Consider the following 22,438-nt stretch of genomic DNA (forward strand, 5'->3'; position numbering starts at 1 on the left):
CTGCCGCAGGTGGCGATGACGTCAGTAGACCGGCAATGCCGGATCGACCTGCTTCGCCCACGCGGTGATCCCGCCCTGGAGATGGGTGGCGTCGGCGAAACCGGCCTTCTTGACCGCGGCCAGCGCCTCTGCAGACCGGATACCGGTCTTGCAATAGAGCACCGCCGGCCGGTCCTGTGGCAGCTGGGCCAACCCCTCGCCCGATTCGATGTCGCCCTTGGGGATCAGGGTGGCGCCGTCGATCCGGACGATGTCCCACTCCACCGGCTCACGCACGTCGATCAGGGCAATCTTCTCGCCGGAGTCCAGCCGCTGCTTGAGTTCGACGGCCGTCAGCGTCGAGTCGGCCGCAGCCGAGACACCCGCATCCGACACGACACCGCAGAATGCGTCGTAATCGATCAGTTCGGTGATCTTCGGCGCCTCCGGGTCCTTGCGGAGCTTGATGGTGCGGTACCGCATGTCCAGCGCGTCGTACACCATCAACCGGCCGAGCAGCGTCTCGCCGATACCGGTGATGAGCTTGATCGCCTCGGTTCCCATGATCGACCCGATCGATGCGCACAGGATTCCGAGCACGCCGCCCTCGGCGCACGACGGCACCATCCCGGGCGGCGGGGCCTCGGGGTAGAGATCGCGGTAGTTGAGACCGAGGCCATCCGGCGCATCTTCCCAGAACACCGAGGCCTGGCCCTCGAACCGGTAGATTGAACCCCACACATAAGGTTTGCCGGCCAGGACAGCCGCATCGTTCACCAGGTAGCGCGTCGCGAAGTTGTCGGTACCGTCCACGATCAGGTCGTAGGCGCTGAACAGTTCGATCGCGTTGTCGTTGTCCAGTCGCACCTTGTGGGTGTTCACCGTGACGAGCGGATTGATCTCGAGGATGGAATCGCGCGCCGAATCGGCTTTCGGCCGGCCGACATCGGCCTGCCCGTGGATCACCTGACGCTGGAGATTCGATTCGTCCACCTCGTCGAACTCGACGATGCCGATCGTTCCGACCCCGGCTGCCGCGAGATAGAGCAACGCCGGGGAACCCAGTCCACCCGCGCCGATCACCAGCACCTTGGCATTCTTCAGACGTTTCTGCCCGTCGACCCCGAGGTCGGGGATGATCAGGTGCCTGCTGTATCTGGCGACCTCGTCGCGGGTCAGCTCTGCGGCGGGTTCGACCAGTGGCGGCAACGTTGACATCTCGGGCTCCTCACGAAGTGCGCGTGACGGTGATGGTCGTCGGTCCGACCACCCCACGTAGGTGCAACGAGCATTTGCCCGGGAAGATTCCGGCAGCCTCGGCTTGTGCGGTGGCCGAGCTCAGCGTTCGGGGAAAGGCCAGGGGTTGGGATTGCAGACGTAGTCGCGGTTGGCCTTCATGTCCGGATCGAGGGCCATGATCTCGCTGTTCGCGGTGCCGAAGGTCTGCTGCATCATGATCGGCGCCAGGGAGCCGTTCATCTTGCAGGGCTCATGCGCCTCGAACCCGATCGCATGCCCGATCTCGTGATTGATCAGATATTGCCGGTAGCCGAGGTCGTCTCCCTGGTACGACGTCGCGCCGCGCACCCATCGGGCCTCGTTGAGCGTGACCCGGGATTCGGGTGGGTAGTAGCACGAGGTCTCGAGCTTGATCTCGTATCCGCACAGCTGCCGGGTGGTGTCGGGAGACGTGAGCGTCACCCGGAAATCGGGATCGCCGTTGTCGATCCGACGGAACGACACGGTGCCGTCGCCGATCCAGCTCTTCGGGTTGGCCAGTGTCGTGTCGATCAGCTTGGCGAACGTGGGGTCGCCGCCGAAGTCGCCCGACGCCAGGCCGTTCTCGACCTCGACGGTGTAGGTGTACTCCTGTCCCCCGGTGCCCACGCGAGTCGTGGTCCCGGGCACCACGTGATACCCGGCCGCGCCCTTCTCCGTGAACGGGCCGCCGGCTGGCAGGACACCGGCAGGCAGTTGCTCCAGGGGCACGGACTTCGGGGGTGCACCGATGGCGGTGGTCTGATCCCGCACGTTGGTGTTGCGGACGGCATCGGGATCGGAGTCGACAACCCGGTCGGAACCGCCGTCCTGGTGGGACTGGACGGTGAGCACGATCATCACGATCGTCAGCACGACGAGGACGGGGATGGCGTACGCCCGCCACCCGTAGGTGGTGACGAATCGACCGACCGCCGACTGCTTCTTACGGTCCTTCGCGCGGTCCGCACGCGGCCTGCCCGGTTCATCGATGGGATCCCAGCGGGCACGTAACGGCTGGTCAGGGGCGGGCCGACCGGAGACGGGACGGTGTACGTCGGTTTCCTGGTTCGCGAGGTGGGCGTCGGCCTCCGCCGCACGCCTGGCGGCGCGGCGCGCCCGATCGACGGTCCTGCTGGTCTGATCGGGGTCGGCGCTTCGCCGCTTCCGGTCGGAGCCGGCGGTCCGACGGGTCCGTTCGGGATCGGCGGTGTCGCGCGGCGTACGCCGCGTTTCCGTCGGTCCCGAGCCGCCCGCACCAGTCACCGTTAAACCTTCTCACAGGCATCCACGATTCATCTGTAGGCAACCACCGGTGGCGCACATCGCGGGCGGATATACCCTCAGACCATGACTGAATCGGCTGCCGCAGGCACCGGAACGAACTCGACCACCGCCGGTGGCGGACGTCGAAGCGTCCGGATGCCGCGCAGCGCGCGGCGTCTACAACTGCTGGACGCCGCCAGCGAGATCTTCGTCGAACGCGGCTACCACTCGGCGGGGATGGACGAGATCGCCGTACACGCCGGGGTCAGCAAACCTGTTCTCTACCAACACTTTCCGAGCAAGCTCGACCTGTATCTCGCCGTCCTCGATTCGCACGCCGAGTCGATGGTCAACCGTGTCACCGGGGCGCTGCTCAGTTCCACCGACAACCGTCATCGGGTGCGTGCCGCCGTGCAGGCGTTCTTCGATTTCATCGACGAGGACAGCCAGGGATACCGGCTCATCTTCCGCTCGGACGCCCTCGATCCGGCCGCGATCAGGCGTGTCGAAGGCGCAACCGAAGCGTGCGTCGACGCCGTCTACGGACTGGTGATGCACGACTCGGGACTCGATCCGCACCGGTCGAGGATGCTGGCGGCCGGCCTGGTGGGGACCAGCCAGGTCAACGCCCGGCACTGGCTGGACGCCAAGCGTCCGGTGACCAAGGAAGAGGCCGTGGACATCACGGTGACGATGCTCTGGGGCGGGCTGTCCCGAGTGCCGCTTCAGCAATCCTCCGGCATTCTCGAGAACTAGCCCGGCCCGTCGGACGAGCGCTAGATGGCGCCGAAACCGACCTTGCGTGCATCGGAGATGCCGACCTCGACATAGGCGATCTTGGTGACCGGGATCAGAAAACGTGCGCCCTTGTCGTCCTGCAGACGCAGCAGCTGATCGCCGCCGGCCAGCGCGGACTCCACCGCGGCATGGGCGTCATCACTGCTCTGATCGGTGTGCACCACGATCTCGCGTGCACTGTCGGTGATCCCGATCTTCACATCAACGGCCACAGAATCCTCCACAGGTCTTCACGATTGGATCTCACAGGTCGAGCTCGGTGAACAGGTCCCGACTCTCGTTCCAAGGCTAGCCGCACTCACGAGTGCCGACGACGCCAGCCCAGAGGCGGCGGCTCAGCCCAGGCCCATGTCGGACATCCGGCGAGCGTGCCGCTCCTGGATGGAATCGAAGAACGTCACGATCCGGTTCAGATCGGACTGGACCGAGAACAGCAGCTCAGTCAATTCCTCCTGGCCCGCCAGCACGTACTGCGTCTGGGTGATCGCCTCCCCGAGAAGCCGGCGTCCCCAGAGGGTGAGGGGCGACTTCAGGTCGGGGTCTGCGGCGACCGCGTCACGGACGGCGGTGGCGGCGAAGTCCGAGTGCCCGGTCTCCGACATCACCTTGCGGACCACCGCCTCGGCCTCCGACGGCAGGGTGCCGGCGATCTCGAGATAGAAATCCGCGGCCAGACCATCGCCGACGTAGGCCTTGACCAGCGACTCCTGCCAACTGCTCGGAACGGTCGAGGCGTGGTACCGCTCGAGAACGGCCTCGTACTTCTCGATCGCGTTGTACACGTCCACCCCACGCGCCCGCAGTTCGTCTTGCAGGATCTCGAAGTGGGCCATCTCCGCGGCGGCCATGCTGGCCATCGCCACGCGTCCCCGGATTCCCGGGGCCATCACGGCCTCGGAGGTCAGGCGGTAGAACGCGGCCAGTTCACCGCACGCCAGAACCCCGAAGAGTTCGGTGATTCCAGGGTGATCGAAGGGAACCGAGGTGGCGACATCCGACACCGGCGGTTCGGTTTGTGAACCAGACGACATGGTCCCCAGTGTAGTCAGCAGCTCACCGTCCGCGGCGACTCAGCATGCGGGCAAGCTGCACGGACATCCGGCGGCTCGCTGACTCGATGTTGGCAATATGCCGAGGACACGTACACTGCGAGGAGTAAGCCAAGCGCCTTAGCTGGCTCACACGGACATTGTGCGCGCACCGACGGCAGCCCGATTGAACAAGATCGGCCCGATTCGCCCGATACCGGTCATGCGAGTCCTCGGCCAGATCGAGGATCCAGAGCTGACCTGTTGGTTGATTCTTGCAGTGCGCGCGGGACAGCACTTTGCGGAAGGCAATCAACTGAACACCGACAATCACACCTCAGATACAAACACCGAGACTGCAGTCTCCCTGGACGACGTCGTCGAGGCCGAAGAGCACGTCATCGTCGCCGAGGACCACGTCTCCCCCACCTTCGCCGAGCTCGGCGTCCGGCAGGAGATCGTCGACGCCCTCGCCGCCGACGGCATCACGAACACCTTCGCGATCCAGGAGCTCACGCTTCCCCTGGCCATGGCGGGCGACGACCTCATCGGTCAGGCACGGACCGGCATGGGCAAGACCCTCGGCTTCGGCGTCCCGCTGTTGCAGCGGGTGTCGCAGGCCACCGCGGACGCCGGCGAGCCCGGCATCCGCAAGCTCGACGGCACTCCCCGCGCGCTGATCATCGTGCCCACGCGCGAGCTGTGCATCCAGGTGACCGACGACCTCGAAGTCGCTGCCAAGGGCCTGCACGTCGACACCGCGGATGGGCAGAACCGGCCCATCCGCCTGCTCTCGATCTTCGGCGGCCGGCCGTTCGAGCACCAGATCAGCGAGCTGAAGATCGGCATCGACGTCGTGGTGGGCACTCCCGGGCGTCTGCTCGACCTCGCCCGCCAGGGCCACCTGATCCTGGGCAAGGTGCAGGTTCTGGTTCTCGACGAGGCCGACGAGATGCTCGACCTGGGATTCCTCCCCGACATCGAACGAATCATGAGCTCGCTGCCGGACGCCCGTCAGACCATGCTCTTCTCGGCAACGATGCCCGGACCGATCGTGACCCTGGCCCGCACATTCCTGACCAAGCCGACGCACATCCGCGCCGAGCACGCCAACGATTCGGCGATCCACGAGCGCACCACCCAGTACGTGTACCGCGCCCACGCCCTCGACAAGGCCGAGCTCGTCGCCCGCATCCTGCAGGCCGAGGGGCGCGGCGCCACAATGGTTTTCACCCGAACCAAGCGCACAGCCCAGAAGGTCGCCGATGACCTCGCAGAGCGCGGGTTCGCCGTCGGTGCCGTTCACGGAGACCTCGGACAGGTTGCGCGCGAAAAGGCCCTGACGGCCTTCCGCGAAGGGCGCATCAACGTACTCGTGGCCACCGATGTCGCCGCCCGAGGAATTGACATCGACGACGTCACCCACGTCATCAACTATCAGTGCCCCGACGACGAGAAGACCTACGTGCACCGCATCGGCCGCACCGGGCGCGCCGGGCGGACCGGAATCGCCGTGACGCTGGTCGACTGGGACGAACTGCACCGCTGGGAGATGATCAGCAAGGCGCTCGACCTGGCCAAGGACGAGCCCGCCGAAACCTATTCCAGCTCACCGCATCTGCGCTCCGACCTCAACATCCCGGAGACGGCCAACGGCCGGATCGGATCAGGCGGCCCGGCGCGCGAAGACCGCAAAGAACGTGAACCCCGCTCGGGTGGACGTTCCTCGGGCGCGGGTCGCCGCGAATCCGGAAGCCGGGACACCGGCGGCCGCGAATCCGCAGGCCGCGAGTCCGGCCAGCGAGAGGGAGGACAGCGCCCCTCTCGTCAGCGTCGTCGCACCCGCGGCGGCACACCGGGCGACGGCGCCGGTGGGTCCGGCGAGGCAACCACCACCACCGAGTCCGCGAGCACCGGGCCGGCCGCCCCGACCGCACCGTCGGAGACGTCCGCGCCGGGCACCGAGGGCGGCGACCGTCCGCGGCGTCGTCGACGTCGCCGTGGCGGGCAGACCTCGGGCGGCGCCGAAGGTAACGGCGAGACCGTGAGCAGCACCTCGGAGTAACTGACGGTGCCAAAGCCTGAGCGGCGGACACGGGTCGATCTCGCGGTGGCCGCGGTCATCGTTGTGGTGATCGTCGTTGCAGGCGTGGCCATCTGGTCCACCAGCGCCGTGCGCGGGACCAGCTCGGACCCCGCTCAGAACTCGGTACCTGTGCCACCTTCGGCATCGTCGGTGCCGTCAGGTCTCACCGAGGCCTGGCGCGCTGCCAGCAACGCGACCACGGTGCCCGTGGTGATCGGCCCGGTGGTGGTCACCGGCGACGGCGGGACCGTCATCGGACACGACCCGTCGACGGGTCGGGAACTCTGGTCTTATCGCCGCGACCTGCCGCTGTGCGGGATCGCCGGCTGGCCCGGGTCGGGACGCGACTACGTCATCGCGGTGTATCGCAATGCCCGCGGCTGCAGCGAGGTGACAGCTCTCTACTCCGCGACCGGGCAGCGCGCGGCGTCCCGTAGCAGCGACGCCGACAGCACTCTCGACTTCAGCGTCGAGAAGGACTACTTCCTGGCACGGGGCGACACCCGGTTGGAGACGTGGCGCAGCGATCTGGTGCGCACCATCGAATACGGTCGCGTGGACGCACCCGTGAACCCCGGCGCGCAACCCCGGTCCGGCTGCGAGATGCTCTCCAGCGCAATCGGTTCCGGCCGAGTGGCAGTCGTCGAGCGGTGCGGGATCGAACCCGGGTACCGATTGACGGTTCTCGGTGCGACGCTGGACAAAGACGAGAAGCTGGACGAGCAAGGGTCGACGTTGATCACCGCTGATCTCGGTTCACCACCCCGCGTGATTGCGGTCGGCGCGAACGGCGTGGCCGTCTACGTCTCGTCGCCGAGCCCCATGCTCGAGACCTACGCACTCGACGGCACCCTGCGGGGCCGCACCACTTTGCTGGGGCGTGCGGTGGGTGTCGAGAGCAAACCGATCAGTAGCGGCGGACTCATCACCTTCTGGACCGGCGAGGCCACGGTGGTCCTGGACGCGAGCACGTTGCAAGCCCGATTCCAGGTGCCGGCAACTCTGGGACCCGGCGTGGTGATGGCAGGTTCTCTGCTGCTGCCCAGTGCGTCGGGCATCAGCGAACACAACATCGTCGACGGCAGGCCGATACGGTCGATCCCGGTGCAGCGCAGCGGCTACGGCGGCGGCATCATCACACTCGGACTGATCGGCGACAACGTCGTCCAGCAATGGGGATCGACGATCTCGGTACTGAAACCTTCCGCGGCCTAGGCCGAGCGGAGATCACTCCGCATCGATCGTCACCAGGTCGGCTCCCACCTGCCAGTGCTTCCACAGGTTCTCCGCGAGTTCGCGGTACGCCTCCGACCCCTTGTTCTTGCGACCCCCGAGCACACTGACCCCGGTCGCGGACGCCTCGGCAAAGCGCACCGTGCGCGGGATCGCAGGAGCCAGCACAGGGAGGTCGTACCGGTCGGAGACGTCGGCGAGCACATCGCGACTGTGGGTGGTGCGGGCGTCGTACAGAGTCGGCAACGCGCCGAGCAGCGCAAGATCAGGGTTCGTGATCTGCTGGATCTCGGTGACCGTGCGCAGCAGCTGACCGACACCCCGATGCGCCAGCGTCTCGCACTGTAGGGGCACGATCACCTCGTCCGCCGCGGTGAGTCCGTTCAAGGTGAGCACGCCGAGGGACGGCGGGCAGTCGATGATGATCACGTCATAGTCGTCGGCCACCTTGGCCAGCACACGTTTGAGCGCGTACTCGCGCCCCGGCCGCATCAGCAACAGGGCCTCGGCGCCGGCGAGGTCGATGGTGGCCGGCAACAATGTCATCTTGTCTTCGGTGTCGAGCAGTACGTCGGCGATCTCCGCTTCACCGAGCAACACGTCATGTACCGAGATGGGCAACTTGTCAGGGTCGTGGCCCAACGAAAACGTAAGGCTGCCTTGAGGATCGAGGTCCACGACCAAGACCGACACGTCCATGCTCGCCAACGCCGCCCCCAGCGAGATCACGGTTGTCGTCTTGGCGACGCCACCCTTTTGATTCGCCACGGCAAGTACCTTGCTCATTGCTTGACTCCCTCCGGCCACGCATTTGGAAGAGCTGATCGAGCTTCGCCCTGCTCTGTCTCCGACAGCGCCTACAATTACATGTTCTGTTCGCCGGTCAGGAACAGAAGATGGCTTGCGGTGCCGTCGCAGCCTGTGTTCCCTTGACCCTATGCGCCCACCGAGCAATTTGTCCGCAGAGAACGCTGCAGTTTCGGCAATCCATCGCCTCATCCTCATCCGCCACGGTGAGACGGAGTGGTCGAAGGTGGGAAAGCACACCGGGTCGAGCGATATCGCGCTGACAGAGCTCGGTGAACAGCAGGCCGAGAGCCTGCGGGCGCCGCTCGATGAGCTGCTCCTGACCGATCCGCTGGTGCTGTCGTCGCCGAGGCTGCGCGCCCGCCACACCGCAGATCTGGCCGGATTGACCATCACCCGTACGGGCGAGGAGTTCGCGGAGTGGGACTACGGCCGATACGAAGGACTCACCACACCGGAGATCCGCGAGACCGACCCGGGTTGGACGGTCTGGAATCGCGGCGGACCCGATGGTGAGTCACCCCAGCAGATGAGTGACCGTATGGACGGTGTGATCGCCGATCTCGTGCAGTATCTACGCGATCGATCGGTGGTGGTCATCGGCCACGGACACTTCTCGCGGTCGCTGCTCGCGCGGTGGATCGGTGCGCCGGTCCGATTCGGCGCTCATTTTGCAATGCTGCCCGCGTCGCTGGCGGTTCTCGGCTTCGACGGTGAGACCCATCAGATCCAGTCCCTCGGGATCACCGGCTATCGCAGCGCCGACTACGTGGATGCGGGCCGTCCGGCCCATGTGCGAACCGTCACGTGACCGCCTCCGGCGTGTCCTGACCAACAGCCACCCCCAACATCGACCAAGGGTGGGACCGAGCGCGGCGCCGCTACCGGCGACGCTTCTTCTTGCGTGACTGCGCGCGTTTCGGAGCCGATTCCTTGTCTGCCACAGCCCCTTCCGCGTTGTCGTCCGGACCGTCGATCGCGTACGCGGCAGCGAACCACGTCATCGAGGACGGACTGAAGAGGAACACCAGTGCGGCCACCAGTGCGATCAGGATCGGCGTACCGAGAACCGGGAGGTCACTGTCGGTGATCAGCGCAAAGGCGAACGGCAGCAGCAGGACCTGGGCGATGACCGCGATCGCCCTCCCCCACCGCCGGCCCATCAGCAGCGCGAGCCCACCGGCGAAGATGCCACCGCCGAGGATCGCGAACCACGCTGCGGTGCCGTACCCACTGATCGCCTCCTCTTCGTGGCCCATCAGGCCGCGGACGACGGCGACAACCGCATAGACGATGAAGGCGGCGCCCTCGAGCGCCACGATGGCGCCTGCCCGGCGAACGTTGATCGGAGGAGTTGATTCCGGCACCGGACCAGCCTAGTGGTCCGCGATCGGCCGGACGGTGGAGGATCGCGTCGGCGGTGGATCCCCACATCCCGCTAGGCTCACTTCTCGTGCGCGCGATGCTGATCGTCAACCCCTTCGCCACCTCGACCACCGAGGCGGGCCGGGATGCGCTGGTGGGCACCCTGACTGCATCACTGCGCCGACCCGGGGACCACCGGACCCCGTTTGTCGAGATCACCGTCGAACACACCACGCACCGTGGACATGCCGGCGAACTGGCGTCGAAGGCTCGGCTCGAGGGTTACGACGTCGTTGTGGTCCACGGCGGCGACGGCAGCGTGAACGAGGTGGTCAACGGCGTCATCGACCCGCCCGGATCGGCTCAGTCGAGCGGTCTGCCCTCACCTGCCGTGGCGGTGGTTCCGGGAGGCAGCGCAAACGTTTTCGCCAGGGCGTTGGGTATCGACCCCGATCCGCTCAAGGCCACCGGCCAGCTCGTGGATCTGCTCGCCGGCGGGGCACGGCGCCGAGTCAGTCTCGGGCACACCGATGACCGCTGGTTTCTGTTCAACGCGGGCCTGGGTCTCGACGCTCAAGTGGTGAAGTCGATCGACGAACAGCGCGTGGCCGGTCACCGGGCCTCCGCCACGAGATATCTGTGGACCGCAGTGCGCACCTTCATCGGGGCCGCGGGCCACCAGCCGACCCTGACCGTCACCCTCCCCGGCGCCGAACCTGTAGACGGCGTCCACTATCTGTTCGTCTCCAACTCCCGGCCCTGGACCTATTTGGGCGCGCGGCCCATCGAGACCAATCCGGACACCAGCTTCGATGGACAGCTGGGCGTGTTCGCGTCGAGATCGATGAGTCCGCTGCGGAATCTGCCGCTCGCCCGCCAACTGCTCTCGCGCGCGGCGCAGCCGAGCGCACGCCACCTGCTCAGGGCCGACGACGTCCCATCCGTGGTGGTCAGCAGCACGACACCGATAGACATGCAGATGGACGGCGAATACCTCGGGACGCGGACCGCCCTGACGTTCGGCTGCAAGCCCGGTGCGTTGGAAGTGGTCGCTCCGCCCGAGTGATGTGCCTCTCGTCCGCGTGTTAGCTGATCGTTGGACATCTGTAAAGAGTCCGAGGTCACACCATGTTTGCCTGATAAATCACAGGCAAAACCGTCTGCACAGTAGTACAACGGGAGGTGGACCAATGAAGGCACCCCCTACACAGTGATATTGCACACGTGTTAACGCAACACCATTGACTTCATCTGGATTCGTGAAAGTATTCACAAGCAACAGTGCGGAAACAATAACTACGCACGCATGAACTGACGGTTACGAGCGGCGCGAAGAAGCGCCTGAAGGAGCAGAGGGATGGACTGGCGTCACAACGCAATTTGTCGCGACGAGGATCCGGAGCTGTTCTTCCCGGTGGGAAACAGTGGCCCGGCCATCGCGCAGATTGCTGATGCGAAGCTCGTCTGCAACCGCTGCCCGGTTACAGCTGATTGCCTCACTTGGGCATTGGAGTCCGGACAGGACGCAGGCGTTTGGGGCGGAATGAGCGAAGACGAGCGGCGTGCGCTCAAGCGGCGCAACGCACGCAGTCGCACACGCAGTTCCGTATAGCCCGACCTGGGTGATCACAGCCCACTGATCACCCGACAACAGACAACCCAACCCGGTGGCACACCAGCCACCGGGTTTGTGTTGTTTCAGGCTCAAAGTTCAAGAGCGTCAGCGCTTTTCAGCGCAACGGAACGGTGAGCACGGCATCGGTACCACCATCGGTTCCGCTGCGCAGTTCCAATGTTCCGGACAGCTCGATCTGCACCAGCGTGTGCACGATCTGCAACCCCAGTCGATCGGACTTCTGCGGATCGAAGTCCGGCGGCAACCCGATCCCGTTGTCGTGCACCGTGATCACGAGTTCGCGGGTGGTTCGGGAGGTCTCGATCAAGACCAGACCCGACTGTTCGGGAGCGAAGCCGTGCTCGACCGCATTCTGGATCAGCTCGGTGAGCACCATCACCATCGGCATAGCGAGATCACTCTTCACCACGCCGATCTTTCCGACCCGTCGCACAACGACGTCACTGCCGCCGGACGCTACATCCGCCATCACCGGGACGAGCTGGTCGATGGCGACGTCGAGATCGACCTCCTCATCCACGCTGCCCGAGAGCAATTCGTGAACCAGCGCGATCGAGGCGACCCGGCGTACCGCCTCGCCGAGCGCTTGCCGGGCCTCTTCGTTGGGGGTACGGCGGGCCTGCAGACGCAGCAACGCCGATACACTCTGGAGATTGTTCTTCACCCGGTGATGGATCTCGCGGATGGTCGCGTCTTTACTGATCAAGGCCAGGTCCCGGCGCTTGACCTCGGTGACGTCGCGCACGAGGATCACGGCGCCGACCAGTTCGCCGCGGGGCCGGAGTGGGACAGCGCGGATCAGCACCGTGGCACGGTGCGCGTCCGCCTCGATCCGCATGCCGGCGTGCCCTTCGGCGGCGGCGCGCAACATCGCAGCGGCTTCTTCGGATTCGAACGGATCGGTCAGCAGTGACACGGTCACATCGGCGAGATTGTTGCCGCCGAGCTCGGACGTCCACCCCATCCGGTGATATGCCGACAGTGCGTTGGGACTGGCGTACTGCACGGCGCAGTGTTCGTCGACGCGAATGAAACCGTCGCCGGCGCGCGGCGTGGACAAGCCCCTCGGGTTGCCCTCATTTTGCGGGAACGTGCCTTCAGACACCATCTGGCACAAGTCATTTGCGCAGTCCTGGTATGAGAGCTCCAGCGGTGACGGCAGCCTCGGCTGCGTCAGATTGATGGCTCGGGCGAGCACTCCGACAACCGATCCCTCGAACCTGACGGGCACCGCTTCACGCCGGATCGCGACCGATCCCACCCACGTCGGATCCTCTTCCCGCAAGATACGGCCACTGACCAGTGCACCGAACACCTGAGGATTCTCGTCGACGGTGATCGATGTACCGACCACGTCGGCCGGAAAGACGGTGGGCGCTGTGTTGGGACGGCACTGGGCGACACAGACCATGTGGGTGGTGTCCCCGGCCGTATCGTCGTCTGAGTTGTCGTGGGTCCGCTGCGAATGAACCCACATCTGCAGGTCGGCGAACGACAGGTCGGCCAGCAACTGCCACTCGGCGACCACACGCTGGAGATGGCCGCCTGCGGCGCCGGAGAGCTCGGTGTGTTCGGCGAGCAGCTCGGACAGCGTCGACATCAGGACAGACCCCGCTTGTTCAGAGTGTGAGCGGCGCGCACGTCAGTGTTGGTCGACATCACGACCGCGAGCTGGGCGGTCAGTTGTCGATGACCGCGATGAGGTGCCCGGCCTGGATCACGTCGCCGACATTGACCTTGACCTCGGTCACCGTGCCCGCCTCTTCGGCGAGTACCGGGATCTCCATCTTCATCGACTCCAAGAGGACGATGGTGTCACCGGCTTCCACCGCCTGACCAGGGGTGACGACCACTTCGAGAACGCTCGCCACAATCTCTGCCACGACCTCTTCTGCCATGCCGTCCTCCCAAGTTGATGTTCTGCGGTATCAACCTATCGCACGAAGAGCGTCCGCGATTCTCGGCGGCGACCCCCTTCGTGTCACAATGGAGCGCTGTCGAAAGGAGACTGTCATGGGAAAACGTGGACGTAAGAAGCGGGCCCGCAAGAAGAACGCGGCCAACCACGGTAAGCGCCCCAACGCCTGAGCGTTGGGCGCTTCATCGAAGAGTGCCCGAAAAAACAATCGATCCACTTATCCGAGGACGATCCGCTTGCACGGCGGACTGTCTTCAGATAAGTGGATCGTTTGCTTGAGGGGCTGTCTGTAGGAACTACCCGCGGGTCTCGCGGACGATGACCGTCTTGCGGATCTCCAGCGTCAGGCGTTCGCGCAGGCCTTCAGGTGCCTGATCTCCACCGCATTTGCGGCTCACCAGACTCTTGAGCTGCTTCTCGATCCCGTAGTGCTCGAGGCATGGCGCGCACGAATCGATGTGCGTCTGCAGCCGCGCCCGCGCGTTCTGGTCGCACTCGTTGTCGAGCAGCAGCCAGACGTCGGCGATCACCGCCGAACAGTCGAGCCGGTCGTTTTCGTCGATGGCCTCGTCGGCACGCGCGTCGCGTCCCACTCCATCGCCTGCATTCCCGGTACTCATCCGGCAACCTCCTGTTCGTGACCTTTGCGGCCACCGGCCGATCGGCCGCCAGTTCCTCTGTTGAATCCTCGCTCGCGAGCGACGTCGCCGAGCAGGTCGCGCAATTGCTTACGACCCCGGTGCAGTCGCGACATCACGGTCCCGATCGGGGTGTCCATGATCTCGGCGATCTCCTTGTAGGGCAGACCTTCGACGTCGGCGTAGTACACGGCCATCCGGAAGTCCTCGGGCAGCTCCTGCAGAGCTGCCTTGATGTCGTCGTCCGGGAGGGCGTCCAGCGCCTCGATCTCGGCCGACCGCAGACCTGCCGACGTGTGCTCGGCGGTTGCCGCCAGCTGCCAATCGGTGATCTCGTCGGTCGGGTACTGCGCGGGCTGTCGCTGCTTCTTGCGGTAGCCGTTGATGTACGTGTTGGTGAGAATCCGGTACAGCCACGCCTTCAGGTTGGTCCCGGCACGGAACGACTTGAACGCGGTGAACGCCTTCACATACGTTTCCTGCACCAGATCTTCGGCATCGGCCGGATTACGGGTCATCCGCAACGCGGCCCCGTACATCTGATCGAGCAACGGCAGAGCGTCGCGCTCGAATCGCGCGTACTGCTCTTCCGGGGTCTCTGGGTGCTCTTCCGGTGTTTCGGCTTCGGTCACGACAATCCCTTCGAGACCTGCGGGAAAATCAGGTCTGTCGAGCAAGCCTACCGACCCGGTATCTGCTGAGTTGCTGTGCACACCACACCTCCTTCGCAGTAAAGAACACCATCGCCGCGCACCTTGTTCCGGAAGACGTCAGGTTTTGCCCACCCTGGGCTTTATCAGTGGCTTCCGCGAGGTGCCGTGCACGTCCCGACAACGGGGTGGCCGGACCGAACAACCATCTCGGGCAGGACAATGGATATCCATGGCAGCGACTTCGGCATTGCTTGCCCTGCAGACGGCAGGCATCGACCACCGGGTTCACAAATACTCGACGAGTTCGGACGGGGCCTGGGGTCCTGAGGCCGTCACGTTCATGACCGACGCGGTGGGTGCCGAACCCGACCAGATCTTCAAGACGCTGGTGTTCGATGTGGCCGGGGCGCTGGCCGTGGCGGTCATCCCCGTTCCCACCCGGCTCTCGCTCAAAGCTGCCGCTGCCGCGCTCGGGCTCGGTGGCAAGGCGGCGATGGCCGAGCCGAAGGACGTCATGCGGGTCACCGGCTACGTCTTGGGCGGGGTGTCACCGATCGGTCAGCGCAGGCCGCTGCCCACCGTCGTCGACGAGACAGCCGAGCTGTGGCCGGTGGTGTTCTGCAGTGCGGGCAAACGCGGCCTCGAGATCGAGCTGTCCCCCGCCGATCTGATCGCCGTCACCGACGCCGTCGTCGCAGACGTCACTTCCTGAAGGCGTCGGGACTGCTGAAGCGCTGAGGAACCGTGCTGCGCGGACCCTCAGAGCGGCTGGATCAGATCCGCGCGGTTGTTGCGGACGTTGTTCACGTCGGTGGACACCCGGTACGGCACCAGGTGCGGCTCGGGCAGGGCCGCCAGCAGGTCTCGGGCCACATCGACCTTGCCGCTCGAGCAATCCAGCCACTCGTCGCGCATGTCCGGGGTCACGATGACCGGCGTGCGGTCGTGGATGTGGCCCAGTGCATCCGCCGCGGGACGGGTGATCACCGTGGTGGTCCACAACCAACGGTCCGGATCATCCTTGGCCTTGCCCGGGCCGGGCCACAGTTCGTAGAGACCCGCGAAACCGAGGATGGGGGTGTCGGGGTCGTGCAGAAAGAACGGCAGCTTCTTGCCGTCCTCTCCCTTGGTCCACTCGAAGAAGCCTGCCGCCGGCAAGATGCAGCGGCGTTTCGCGGCGGCCCGTTTGAACGAGGGCTTCTCGGTCAGCGTCTCCGATCGCGCGTTGATCATCCGACTGCCGATGGACGGGTCCTTGGCCCAACTCGGCACCAGTCCCCAGCGCAGTGCCCGCAACTGCCGCTGCACGGCGGGCTCGCCATCGGTGACATGGTCCGACTCAGATCGCTCCGCCCGTTCGAGAACGGTCGGGACCGTTGTCGTCGGGGCCACGTTGTAGGACGGATTGTCGAGTTTGGCCGCGTCCTCGGCGGCCAGAGCAGCGTCGAACGCGGCAACCAGATCTGATGTACTCGCCGTCGTGGCGTATCGCCCACACATGCCGCCCATTATCCCCGGCGCGAGCGCCGACCGCGGCAGTGACGCATGCACACACGAACGCCGGCGCCCCCTCGACAGGTCGAGAGGGCGCCGGTTCGGTCGGTATCAGGCGTTGGCTGCGTCCTGGACGATGGCGATCTGCTTGTTGAGGAGGTCGACCACTGCTGCCTCGTCAGCGCTGCCCCAACTGCCGGCGTCGTCTCCGATGAGCGTCACGTCGACGCTCACGGTGACGCCGTCGACGTAGGCCCCGGTGGACCGGATGGTCAGCGGCAAGGTGTCGGCACCCACGGTTGCGGTGCCGGTACTCACGACGGTCTTCGCCGGGACGGTGGTGCCCTGGGGGTCTTCGAGCGAGTTCTCCATCTCGGCAACCAGCTGCGAACCGTCCGGGAGGTCGTCGCGCATGGTCATCGCAGGACAGGACGCGATGTCGTTCTCCAGCTCCTCGAAGGATCCGTCCTGACCGAGGATGACCTGGGTTTCGATGGTGCTGCCGTCTTCGAGGTCGTACTTGACCTTCGCCCGGTCGAATTGCTTGCTGGCATCGGTCTCATCGGCGATGTTCGCGCAGCCCGTCGGCGTCACCTCGGGATCTGACTCGTTGTCGGCCTCGATCGCGGCTTTGTCCATCACCACATACGTGCCGCCGCCAGGGAACTCCGACTCGGGGAGCATCAGGTCTTCGGCACGGGCGTCGAGTTCGGCGGCCGTGGGCTCCGAACTCGAGGACGTTTGCGCGCTCGCGGACGGATCCGCACTGTCCGATGAGTCGTCGGAGCACGCCGAGAGGGTCAAAACGGCTGCGGCACATAGTGCGACGAGCGCGGCGGGGCGAGTTGGGCGAAGGTTCATGGAAAGAACATAGCGGGCGAACAGCCACAAATTCCCGTCTTGTCAGCTATTCGGCAGACCACCCTCGCCCCACGGCGCCCCGAGGCCGCCTCGGACCATCGGACCTGCTGCGAAGGCATGAAAGACTGTCTGGGTGAATGCATGGAACGCCCCCCACGCTCCCGCGCCCGTCGACGCCGTTGTCAGCCTCCCCGGCAGCAAGTCGATCACCAACCGGGCACTGGTGCTGGCGGCGCAGGCCGACGGTCCGTCGACACTGACCGGCACACTCCGCAGCCGTGACAGCGACCTGATGCTCGATGCGCTGGCCGAGCTCGGTGTGGGGGTCGACATCGATCCCGACGATCCCGCCACCGTCACCATCACCCCCGGGCCCCTGCACAGCGGAAAAGTCGATTGCGGGCTGGCCGGCACGGTCATGCGATTTGTTCCTCCGCTGGCTGCCCAGGCCGACGGCGTCGTGGAGTTCGACGGTGACGAACAGGCCCGCAGCCGGCCGTTGCACACCATCCTCGGGGCACTACGCGACATCGGTGTCGAGGTCGAGGGCGATTCCCTCCCGTTCACCATCACCGGGTCGGGTGGGGTGCGCGGGGGCGAGGTCACCATCGACGCGTCGGCGTCATCGCAGTTCGTCTCGGGCCTGCTGCTCAGTGCGGCCCGCTTCGACAATGGACTCTCGATCATCCACGTCGGTGACCCCGTCCCGTCGACCCCCCACATCACGATGACGATCGACATGCTGGCCACAGCCGGTGTCGCGGTGGACGTCTCGACCGCGAACCGTTGGCAGGTGGCGCCGGGTACGGTCCGTGCCGTCGATTGGCGGATCGAGCCCGACCTGTCGAACGCCGCGGCCTTCCTGGCCGCCGCGGCAGCCACCGGCGGCACGATCTCGGTTCCCCGGTGGCCGGTGACGACCACTCAGCCAGGGGCGGTGATCGTCCAGATCCTCGAGGCGATGGGGTGCCGCAGCCGGAACGAGGACGGCGTTCTCTCGATCACCGGACCCACTGGGCTGCAAGGCATCTCGTGGGACATGAGCGCCGTCGGCGAACTGACCCCGACCGTCGCCGCACTGTGCGCCCTCGCGGAAGGACCGTCGACACTCTCCGGCATCGCCCATCTGCGGGGCCACGAGACCGACCGCCTCGCGGCGTTGACCGCCGAGATCAACCGGCTGGGTGGGCGGTGCAGCGAAACCCCGGACGGTCTTGTCATCGAGCCCAGAACCCTGCACGGCGGGACCTGGCGTGCGTACGCCGATCACCGGATGGCCACCGCAGGCGCTCTTGTCGGACTGGTCACGGAGGGCGTCTCGGTGGACGACATCGGCACCACCGCCAAGACACTCCCCGACTTCCCGGCGATGTGGGTGAGGATGATCAACGCTTGAGCAAGCGGCAGTACGACGAGACCGATGTCCGGGTACGCCCGGGCCGGGGCACTCGGCCACGCACCAAAACCCGTCCGACACATGAAGATGCCGAGACGGCCATGGTGGTCTCCGTCGATCGCGGACGGTGGGGATGCGTACTCGCCGACGACCCCGACACCAGAGTTGTCTGCATGCGCGCCCGCGAACTCGGCCGCACCCCCATCGTGGTCGGTGACGACGTCTCGGTGGTGGGCGACCTGTCCGGCAAAGCAGACACCCTGGCACGCATCGTCCGGGTGGCGCCGCGACGAACTGTGTTGCGGCGCACGGCCGATGACACCGACCCATACGAGCGCATCGTGGTGGCCAACGCCGAGCAACTGCTGATCGTCACCGCACTCGCCGACCCACCCCCACGCACCGGGTTCGTCGAACGAGCTTTGGCCGCAGCCTATGTCGGCGGTCTCACCCCGGTACTGTGCCTGACCAAAGGGGACCTGGCCGACCCGGAATCCTTTCGCGCGGCGTTCGCCGACCTCGACCTGCCGGTTCTGATCGCCGGGCGGGACGATCCCATCGAACCCGCGCAGGAACTGTTGCAGGGCAAGCTGACCGCCTTGATCGGGCACAGCGGCGTCGGCAAATCCACGCTTGTGAACAGACTGGTTCCCGACGCATACCGCGCAACCGCGGTGGTGTCAGGTGTGGGCAAGGGCCGGCACACCTCGACACAGTCGGTGGTGTTGCCGTTACCCGGCGGCGGATGGGTGGTCGACACACCCGGCATCCGCTCGTTCGGGCTCGCCCACATCGGCCCTGAGGACGTCATCAAGGCTTTCGACGACCTGGCCGTCGCCATCGAGGCCTGTCCCCGTGGTTGCACCCACCTGGGGCCACCCGCGGACCCCGAGTGCGCTCTGGACGCACTCGAGGGCCAGCACCATCGACGCGCCATGGCTGTGCGCGAACTACTGGCGGCGCTGAGCGTGGCCAACCACTGGGACTAGGCGCGCAACTGCTTTGTGCGGGCCTTGCGCCGTGAACGTGCCTCGACGAGAGCGGTTTTGAGGCCTTCGCGCTTGTCGGCGGCGAGCCGTCGGCCACTGACCGCAGCGGCGCCACGCAGGCCCGAGAACTTCTTCTCCGATGCGGTTTCCGGAGCATCATCGGCGGTGTCGACAAGCAGACCGTCAGGTAGTGCCAGCTTGCAGATGGTCCGGAACGTCAGCCAGTACTGATTCGGCAACGACCCCGTGGTGTACGGCAGGTCGTACTTCTCGCACAGCTCACGGATCCGGACACCGATCTCTGCGTAGCGATTCGACGGCAGATCAGGAAAGAGGTGGTGTTCGATCTGGTAGCAGAGGTTGCCGCTCATGAACGCCATCGCCGGGCCGGCATTGAAATTGGCGGTGCCGAGCATCTGACGCAGGTACCACTGGCCGTGCGTCTCGTCGATCAGCGTTTCCTCGTTGAACTTCTCTGCGCCATCGGGGAAGTGACCGCAGAAGATGACGAGGTACGCCCAGAAGTTACGAACCAGGTTGGCCGTCAGGTTGGCGGTGAGGGTACGACGAGCAGCCTTGCCCGACAGCAGCGGGAAGATCACGTAGTCCTTGGCCAGCTGCTTGGCGACCTTCTTCGAGAAGTCCTTGATCTGCGGGACCGCAATCTCTTTCGGCTTGTTCCCCGCCAGATACTCGCGGATCTCCAAGTCGTGCAGACCGATTCCCCACTCGAAGGTGGCCGCGAGGAACAGGTTGATGAACGGTTGGGGCAGGTGCTTCCACTGCCACGGTTCGTCGCGCGTCACTCGCAGCACCCGGTAGCCCACGTCGTGATCCATGCCGACCACATTCGTGTACTTGTGATGGATGTAGTTGTGCGAGTGCTTCCAGTGGGTTGAAGCGCACACCATGTCCCACTCCCACGACGTGGAGTGCACCTCGGGATCGTTCATCCAATCCCATTGGCCGTGCATGACGTTGTGGCCGAGTTCCATGTTCTCGATGATCTTGGCGACCGAGAGCATGGCCGTGCCACCGAGCCACAGGAGCCGGTTGCGGCTTCCCAGCAGTGTCAGCCGACCGCCGACCTCCAGGAATCGCTGCGCGGCGATGGTGCGCCGCAGATACTTGGCATCGCGCTCGCCGCGGTCGGATTCGATCTCGCGTCGCAGTGCATCGAGCTCGTTGCCGAGAGCCTCGACGTCGGCTTCGGTCAGATGCGCATACGCGTTGATGTCAGTGATTGCCATCGCGCCTTGTAACTCCTTGTCGGCGTTGTCCACCGGATGAAGCCGGCGTGGACTTTGGTGGTTCCACCATTGTCCACGCCGGGGTTGTCGGGGGCGACCCGGTACGTTCAGGCAGCCCTGACGCCGTCGGTCTGAGTGCGTTTACGGATGGAGATCACCGGTGAGCGGCGACCACGAAGACTGTTGATCGCACTGCGCAATCCGCGGCGGCGGCCTGTCGTCGGGTCGATCTCGGCAACGAGTCGCTGCTCGGGATGCGACTTGAAGCGCCGTTCAGATGCCGTTTCAGGTGCGTCGTCGGTGGTCGCCTTGAGGTACTTGTTCGGTAGCGACAACTTGGCAATGGTGCGCCAGGACTTCGCGTACTGCACCAGGAACGGGCCCGTGGTGTACGGCAGGTCGTACTTCTCGCACAGTTCGCGAACCCGCACGGAGATCTCCGCGAGCCGATTGCTCGGCAGATCGGGGAACAGGTGGTGCTCGATCTGGTAGCAGAGATTGCCGCTCATGAAGGCGAGTGGCTTGCCCGCATGGAAGTTGGCGCTGCCCAGCATCTGCCGCAGGTACCACTGGGCCTGCGTCTCGTTCTCCATGTCCTGCTTGGTGAACTTCTCGGCCCCATCGGGAAAGTGGCCGCAGAAGATCACTGCGTTGGTCCAGATGTTGCGGATGGTGTTGCCGGCGAGCGTGGCGGTCATCGCCCGCCCCCAGCTCGTCCACGAGCGGTTGGCCGCGCCGGCCAGCGCCGGGTAGACCACGTAGTCCTTGCTGATCTGCCGGCCCACCTTGATGCCGACGTCCTTGAGGTCCTTCTTGAACTCGTCGGGGTTGGGGTGTTTGCCCGCGGCGACCCGGCCGAGCTCGAGGTGCTGGACGGCGACGCCGTACTGGAAGAACAGCATGAGCAGCGTGTTGTAGGCGAGGTTGCCCAGGTTGAACGGCTTCCACCGCTGATCCCGGGTCACCCGGATCAATCCGTAGCCCACGTCGTCGTCCATCCCCAGCACGTTTGTGTACTTGTGGTGGATGAAGTTGTGCGTGTGCTTCCAGTGGGCGGATGGGCCGGTGTTGTCCCATTCCCAGCTGGTCGAATGCACTTCCGGATCGTTCATCCAGTCCCATTGACCGTGCATCACGTTGTGGCCGAGTTCCATGTTCTCGACGATCTTGGAGACGCCCAGGGCGCCGGCACCGAGTGCCCACAGCTTGCGGTCGCGGGCGCCGAACAGCAGCGCGCGGCCCGTCAGCTCCATGCCGCGCTGAAAGCGGATGGTGTTGCGGAGGTACTTGGCATCCTTCTCGCCACGGACGGATTCGATGTCGCGGCGGATCGCGTCGAGTTCCGCGCCGAGGGCTTCGACATCGGCGTCGGTCAGGTGGGCGTATTCGGGGATGTCAGCTATTGCCATCTGAATCAAACCTCTCTTCTCGAGGATTGGGGGAGGCCGAACCGGATCGAGAGAGCAACCTACGGGAACGTAACTTACGCAATCGTAGGTTCCGATTCCGAGGCTGTCCAGTGCGGTGAGACTCAGGTCACGCAGGCGCAAATACCCGGAACGCGGCGATCGCGGGCTATAGTTGACGGGTACTCCGCGCCATATGCGCGGAACCGTCGTGGAACTGCTTCCTCGCACCGTCGCACCCGAAGAGATTCGATGCGCATCATGTGCGAGTTGATCAACCCCACCGAGCTTTCACACGGCGATCGTTACTGCCCACCGAATGGTGGCCGAAATATTCGGCCCTGATCAGCGGCAGTCGCGCCAACCAGCGGTGAATCG

General features: G+C 65.3%; 24 protein-coding genes. 10 read left to right on the forward strand and 14 right to left on the reverse strand.

Annotated features, from left to right (window positions below; genetic code table 11):
- Window positions 1–21 precede the first annotated feature (21 nt).
- Window positions 22–1,197 carry an adenylyltransferase/sulfurtransferase MoeZ gene (gene moeZ / locus KXR83_RS12350; RefSeq protein WP_437425098.1) on the reverse strand — a complete coding sequence of 392 codons (1,176 nt, stop codon included), beginning with the start codon at window positions 1,195–1,197 and terminating at the stop codon, window positions 22–24.
- Between the two features lie 120 nt (window positions 1,198–1,317).
- Window positions 1,318–2,502: a DUF3152 domain-containing protein gene (locus KXR83_RS12355; protein ID WP_437425099.1), complete on the reverse strand. Its 1,185-nt coding sequence runs from the start codon at window positions 2,500–2,502 to the stop codon at window positions 1,318–1,320.
- A gap of 84 nt (window positions 2,503–2,586) precedes the next feature.
- Here KXR83_RS12355 and KXR83_RS12360 point away from each other — a divergent pair, with 84 nt between their 5' ends.
- Window positions 2,587–3,258 carry a TetR/AcrR family transcriptional regulator gene (locus KXR83_RS12360; RefSeq protein WP_030164506.1) on the forward strand — a complete coding sequence of 224 codons (672 nt, stop codon included), beginning with the start codon at window positions 2,587–2,589 and terminating at the stop codon, window positions 3,256–3,258.
- A gap of 20 nt (window positions 3,259–3,278) precedes the next feature.
- Here the strand turns inward: KXR83_RS12360 and KXR83_RS12365 are convergent, their stop codons facing one another.
- Together KXR83_RS12365 and KXR83_RS12370 are read right to left on the reverse strand one after the other, a co-directional pair.
- The gene (locus KXR83_RS12365; protein WP_030164509.1) at window positions 3,279–3,512 is read right to left on the reverse strand and encodes a DUF3107 domain-containing protein; all 234 of its coding nucleotides are present in this window, start codon (window positions 3,510–3,512) and stop codon (window positions 3,279–3,281) included.
- 123 nt (window positions 3,513–3,635) lie between these two features.
- The gene (locus KXR83_RS12370) at window positions 3,636–4,331 is read right to left on the reverse strand and encodes a ferritin-like fold-containing protein (RefSeq protein ID WP_437425100.1); all 696 of its coding nucleotides are present in this window, start codon (window positions 4,329–4,331) and stop codon (window positions 3,636–3,638) included.
- Window positions 4,332–4,551: 220 nt separating this feature from the next.
- Between KXR83_RS12370 and KXR83_RS12375 the strand changes: the two genes are divergently transcribed.
- The gene (locus tag KXR83_RS12375; protein WP_437425366.1) at window positions 4,552–6,393 is read left to right on the forward strand and encodes a DEAD/DEAH box helicase; all 1,842 of its coding nucleotides are present in this window, start codon (window positions 4,552–4,554) and stop codon (window positions 6,391–6,393) included.
- Window positions 6,394–6,399: 6 nt separating this feature from the next.
- Window positions 6,400–7,629: an Rv3212 family protein gene (locus KXR83_RS12380; protein ID WP_437425101.1), complete on the forward strand. Its 1,230-nt coding sequence runs from the start codon at window positions 6,400–6,402 to the stop codon at window positions 7,627–7,629.
- 12 nt (window positions 7,630–7,641) lie between these two features.
- Here KXR83_RS12380 and KXR83_RS12385 read toward each other — a convergent pair whose 3' ends face one another.
- Entirely contained in the window at window positions 7,642–8,433 is a 792-nt protein-coding gene (locus KXR83_RS12385; protein ID WP_437425102.1) for a ParA family protein, read from the reverse strand.
- 151 nt (window positions 8,434–8,584) lie between these two features.
- On the opposite strand from KXR83_RS12385, the gene KXR83_RS12390 reads away from it, so the two are divergent.
- Window positions 8,585–9,265, forward strand: a complete 681-nt coding sequence (locus tag KXR83_RS12390; protein WP_437425103.1) for an acid phosphatase — start codon at window positions 8,585–8,587, stop codon at window positions 9,263–9,265.
- A 70-nt stretch (window positions 9,266–9,335) separates the two neighbouring features.
- Here the strand turns inward: KXR83_RS12390 and KXR83_RS12395 are convergent, their stop codons facing one another.
- Window positions 9,336–9,821, reverse strand: a complete 486-nt coding sequence (locus KXR83_RS12395) for a hypothetical protein (protein WP_437425104.1) — start codon at window positions 9,819–9,821, stop codon at window positions 9,336–9,338.
- Between the two features lie 86 nt (window positions 9,822–9,907).
- On the opposite strand from KXR83_RS12395, the gene KXR83_RS12400 reads away from it, so the two are divergent.
- Window positions 9,908–10,885, forward strand: a complete 978-nt coding sequence (locus tag KXR83_RS12400; RefSeq protein ID WP_437425367.1) for a diacylglycerol/lipid kinase family protein — start codon at window positions 9,908–9,910, stop codon at window positions 10,883–10,885.
- A gap of 291 nt (window positions 10,886–11,176) precedes the next feature.
- On the forward strand, window positions 11,177–11,431 hold the full coding sequence (locus tag KXR83_RS12405; protein ID WP_023955875.1) for a WhiB family transcriptional regulator: 255 nt from the start codon (window positions 11,177–11,179) through the stop codon (window positions 11,429–11,431).
- 118 nt (window positions 11,432–11,549) lie between these two features.
- Here the strand turns inward: KXR83_RS12405 and KXR83_RS12410 are convergent, their stop codons facing one another.
- Together KXR83_RS12410 and KXR83_RS12415 are read right to left on the reverse strand one after the other, a co-directional pair.
- Complete coding sequence (locus KXR83_RS12410; protein WP_437425105.1) at window positions 11,550–13,055, reverse strand: sensor histidine kinase; 1,506 nt, start codon at window positions 13,053–13,055, stop codon at window positions 11,550–11,552.
- 79 nt (window positions 13,056–13,134) lie between these two features.
- The gene (locus tag KXR83_RS12415; RefSeq protein ID WP_030164534.1) at window positions 13,135–13,353 is read right to left on the reverse strand and encodes a biotin/lipoyl-binding carrier protein; all 219 of its coding nucleotides are present in this window, start codon (window positions 13,351–13,353) and stop codon (window positions 13,135–13,137) included.
- 115 nt (window positions 13,354–13,468) lie between these two features.
- Between KXR83_RS12415 and KXR83_RS12420 the strand changes: the two genes are divergently transcribed.
- Window positions 13,469–13,543 carry a 50S ribosomal protein bL37 gene (locus KXR83_RS12420; RefSeq protein WP_369758845.1) on the forward strand — a complete coding sequence of 25 codons (75 nt, stop codon included), beginning with the start codon at window positions 13,469–13,471 and terminating at the stop codon, window positions 13,541–13,543.
- A 126-nt stretch (window positions 13,544–13,669) separates the two neighbouring features.
- Here KXR83_RS12420 and rsrA read toward each other — a convergent pair whose 3' ends face one another.
- Both rsrA and KXR83_RS12430 read right to left on the reverse strand, forming a co-directional pair.
- Window positions 13,670–13,993 carry a mycothiol system anti-sigma-R factor gene (gene rsrA, locus KXR83_RS12425; RefSeq protein WP_081906631.1) on the reverse strand — a complete coding sequence of 108 codons (324 nt, stop codon included), beginning with the start codon at window positions 13,991–13,993 and terminating at the stop codon, window positions 13,670–13,672.
- Entirely contained in the window at window positions 13,990–14,649 is a 660-nt protein-coding gene (locus KXR83_RS12430) for a sigma-70 family RNA polymerase sigma factor (RefSeq protein WP_165842425.1), read from the reverse strand. Before KXR83_RS12430 ends, rsrA begins: the two co-directional genes overlap by 4 nt.
- A gap of 244 nt (window positions 14,650–14,893) precedes the next feature.
- Here KXR83_RS12430 and KXR83_RS12435 point away from each other — a divergent pair, with 244 nt between their 5' ends.
- A complete protein-coding gene (locus KXR83_RS12435; protein WP_437425106.1) occupies window positions 14,894–15,376 on the forward strand; it encodes a YbaK/EbsC family protein in 483 nt (160 codons plus the stop codon).
- A gap of 47 nt (window positions 15,377–15,423) precedes the next feature.
- Here KXR83_RS12435 and KXR83_RS12440 read toward each other — a convergent pair whose 3' ends face one another.
- Window positions 15,424–16,164, reverse strand: coding sequence for an SOS response-associated peptidase (locus tag KXR83_RS12440; protein WP_437425107.1), 741 nt, complete (start codon window positions 16,162–16,164; stop codon window positions 15,424–15,426).
- A gap of 105 nt (window positions 16,165–16,269) precedes the next feature.
- Window positions 16,270–17,019, reverse strand: coding sequence for a hypothetical protein (locus tag KXR83_RS12445; protein WP_437425108.1), 750 nt, complete (start codon window positions 17,017–17,019; stop codon window positions 16,270–16,272).
- A 133-nt stretch (window positions 17,020–17,152) separates the two neighbouring features.
- Here KXR83_RS12445 and aroA point away from each other — a divergent pair, with 133 nt between their 5' ends.
- Window positions 17,153–18,415, forward strand: coding sequence for a 3-phosphoshikimate 1-carboxyvinyltransferase (gene aroA, locus KXR83_RS12450; protein WP_437425109.1), 1,263 nt, complete (start codon window positions 17,153–17,155; stop codon window positions 18,413–18,415).
- On the forward strand, window positions 18,412–19,404 hold the full coding sequence (gene rsgA, locus KXR83_RS12455; protein WP_116915013.1) for a ribosome small subunit-dependent GTPase A: 993 nt from the start codon (window positions 18,412–18,414) through the stop codon (window positions 19,402–19,404). The genes aroA and rsgA overlap by 4 nt, the downstream gene beginning before the upstream one ends.
- On the opposite strand, the gene KXR83_RS12460 is transcribed toward rsgA, so the two are convergent.
- On the reverse strand, window positions 19,401–20,654 hold the full coding sequence (locus KXR83_RS12460) for a fatty acid desaturase family protein (RefSeq protein ID WP_437425110.1): 1,254 nt from the start codon (window positions 20,652–20,654) through the stop codon (window positions 19,401–19,403). The genes rsgA and KXR83_RS12460 overlap by 4 nt on opposite strands.
- A 107-nt stretch (window positions 20,655–20,761) precedes the next feature.
- Window positions 20,762–22,063: a fatty acid desaturase family protein gene (locus KXR83_RS12465; protein WP_437425111.1), complete on the reverse strand. Its 1,302-nt coding sequence runs from the start codon at window positions 22,061–22,063 to the stop codon at window positions 20,762–20,764.
- Window positions 22,064–22,438 lie beyond the last annotated feature (375 nt).

The sequence above is a fragment of the Williamsia muralis genome, from assembly GCF_051487485.1.
GTDB classification, from domain to species: domain Bacteria; phylum Actinomycetota; class Actinomycetes; order Mycobacteriales; family Mycobacteriaceae; genus Williamsia; species Williamsia muralis_B.

Coding starts and splice junctions, on each gene's coding strand:
- KXR83_RS12360 (WP_030164506.1), top strand. CDS start 2,587: ATGACTGAATCGGCTGCCGCAGGCACCGGAACGAACTCGACCACCGCC.
- KXR83_RS12370 (WP_437425100.1), bottom strand. CDS start 4,331: ATGTCGTCTGGTTCACAAACCGAACCGCCGGTGTCGGATGTCGCCACC.
- rsrA (WP_081906631.1), bottom strand. CDS start 13,993: ATGAGTACCGGGAATGCAGGCGATGGAGTGGGACGCGACGCGCGTGCC.
- KXR83_RS12385 (WP_437425102.1), bottom strand. CDS start 8,433: ATGAGCAAGGTACTTGCCGTGGCGAATCAAAAGGGTGGCGTCGCCAAG.
- KXR83_RS12390 (WP_437425103.1), top strand. CDS start 8,585: ATGCGCCCACCGAGCAATTTGTCCGCAGAGAACGCTGCAGTTTCGGCA.
- KXR83_RS12465 (WP_437425111.1), bottom strand. CDS start 22,063: ATGGCAATAGCTGACATCCCCGAATACGCCCACCTGACCGACGCCGAT.
- KXR83_RS12435 (WP_437425106.1), top strand. CDS start 14,894: ATGGCAGCGACTTCGGCATTGCTTGCCCTGCAGACGGCAGGCATCGAC.
- KXR83_RS12375 (WP_437425366.1), top strand. CDS start 4,552: ATGCGAGTCCTCGGCCAGATCGAGGATCCAGAGCTGACCTGTTGGTTG.
- KXR83_RS12440 (WP_437425107.1), bottom strand. CDS start 16,164: ATGTGTGGGCGATACGCCACGACGGCGAGTACATCAGATCTGGTTGCC.
- KXR83_RS12410 (WP_437425105.1), bottom strand. CDS start 13,055: ATGTCGACGCTGTCCGAGCTGCTCGCCGAACACACCGAGCTCTCCGGC.
- KXR83_RS12460 (WP_437425110.1), bottom strand. CDS start 20,654: ATGGCAATCACTGACATCAACGCGTATGCGCATCTGACCGAAGCCGAC.
- KXR83_RS12415 (WP_030164534.1), bottom strand. CDS start 13,353: ATGGCAGAAGAGGTCGTGGCAGAGATTGTGGCGAGCGTTCTCGAAGTG.
- KXR83_RS12405 (WP_023955875.1), top strand. CDS start 11,177: ATGGACTGGCGTCACAACGCAATTTGTCGCGACGAGGATCCGGAGCTG.
- KXR83_RS12445 (WP_437425108.1), bottom strand. CDS start 17,019: ATGAACCTTCGCCCAACTCGCCCCGCCGCGCTCGTCGCACTATGTGCC.
- moeZ (WP_437425098.1), bottom strand. CDS start 1,197: ATGTCAACGTTGCCGCCACTGGTCGAACCCGCCGCAGAGCTGACCCGC.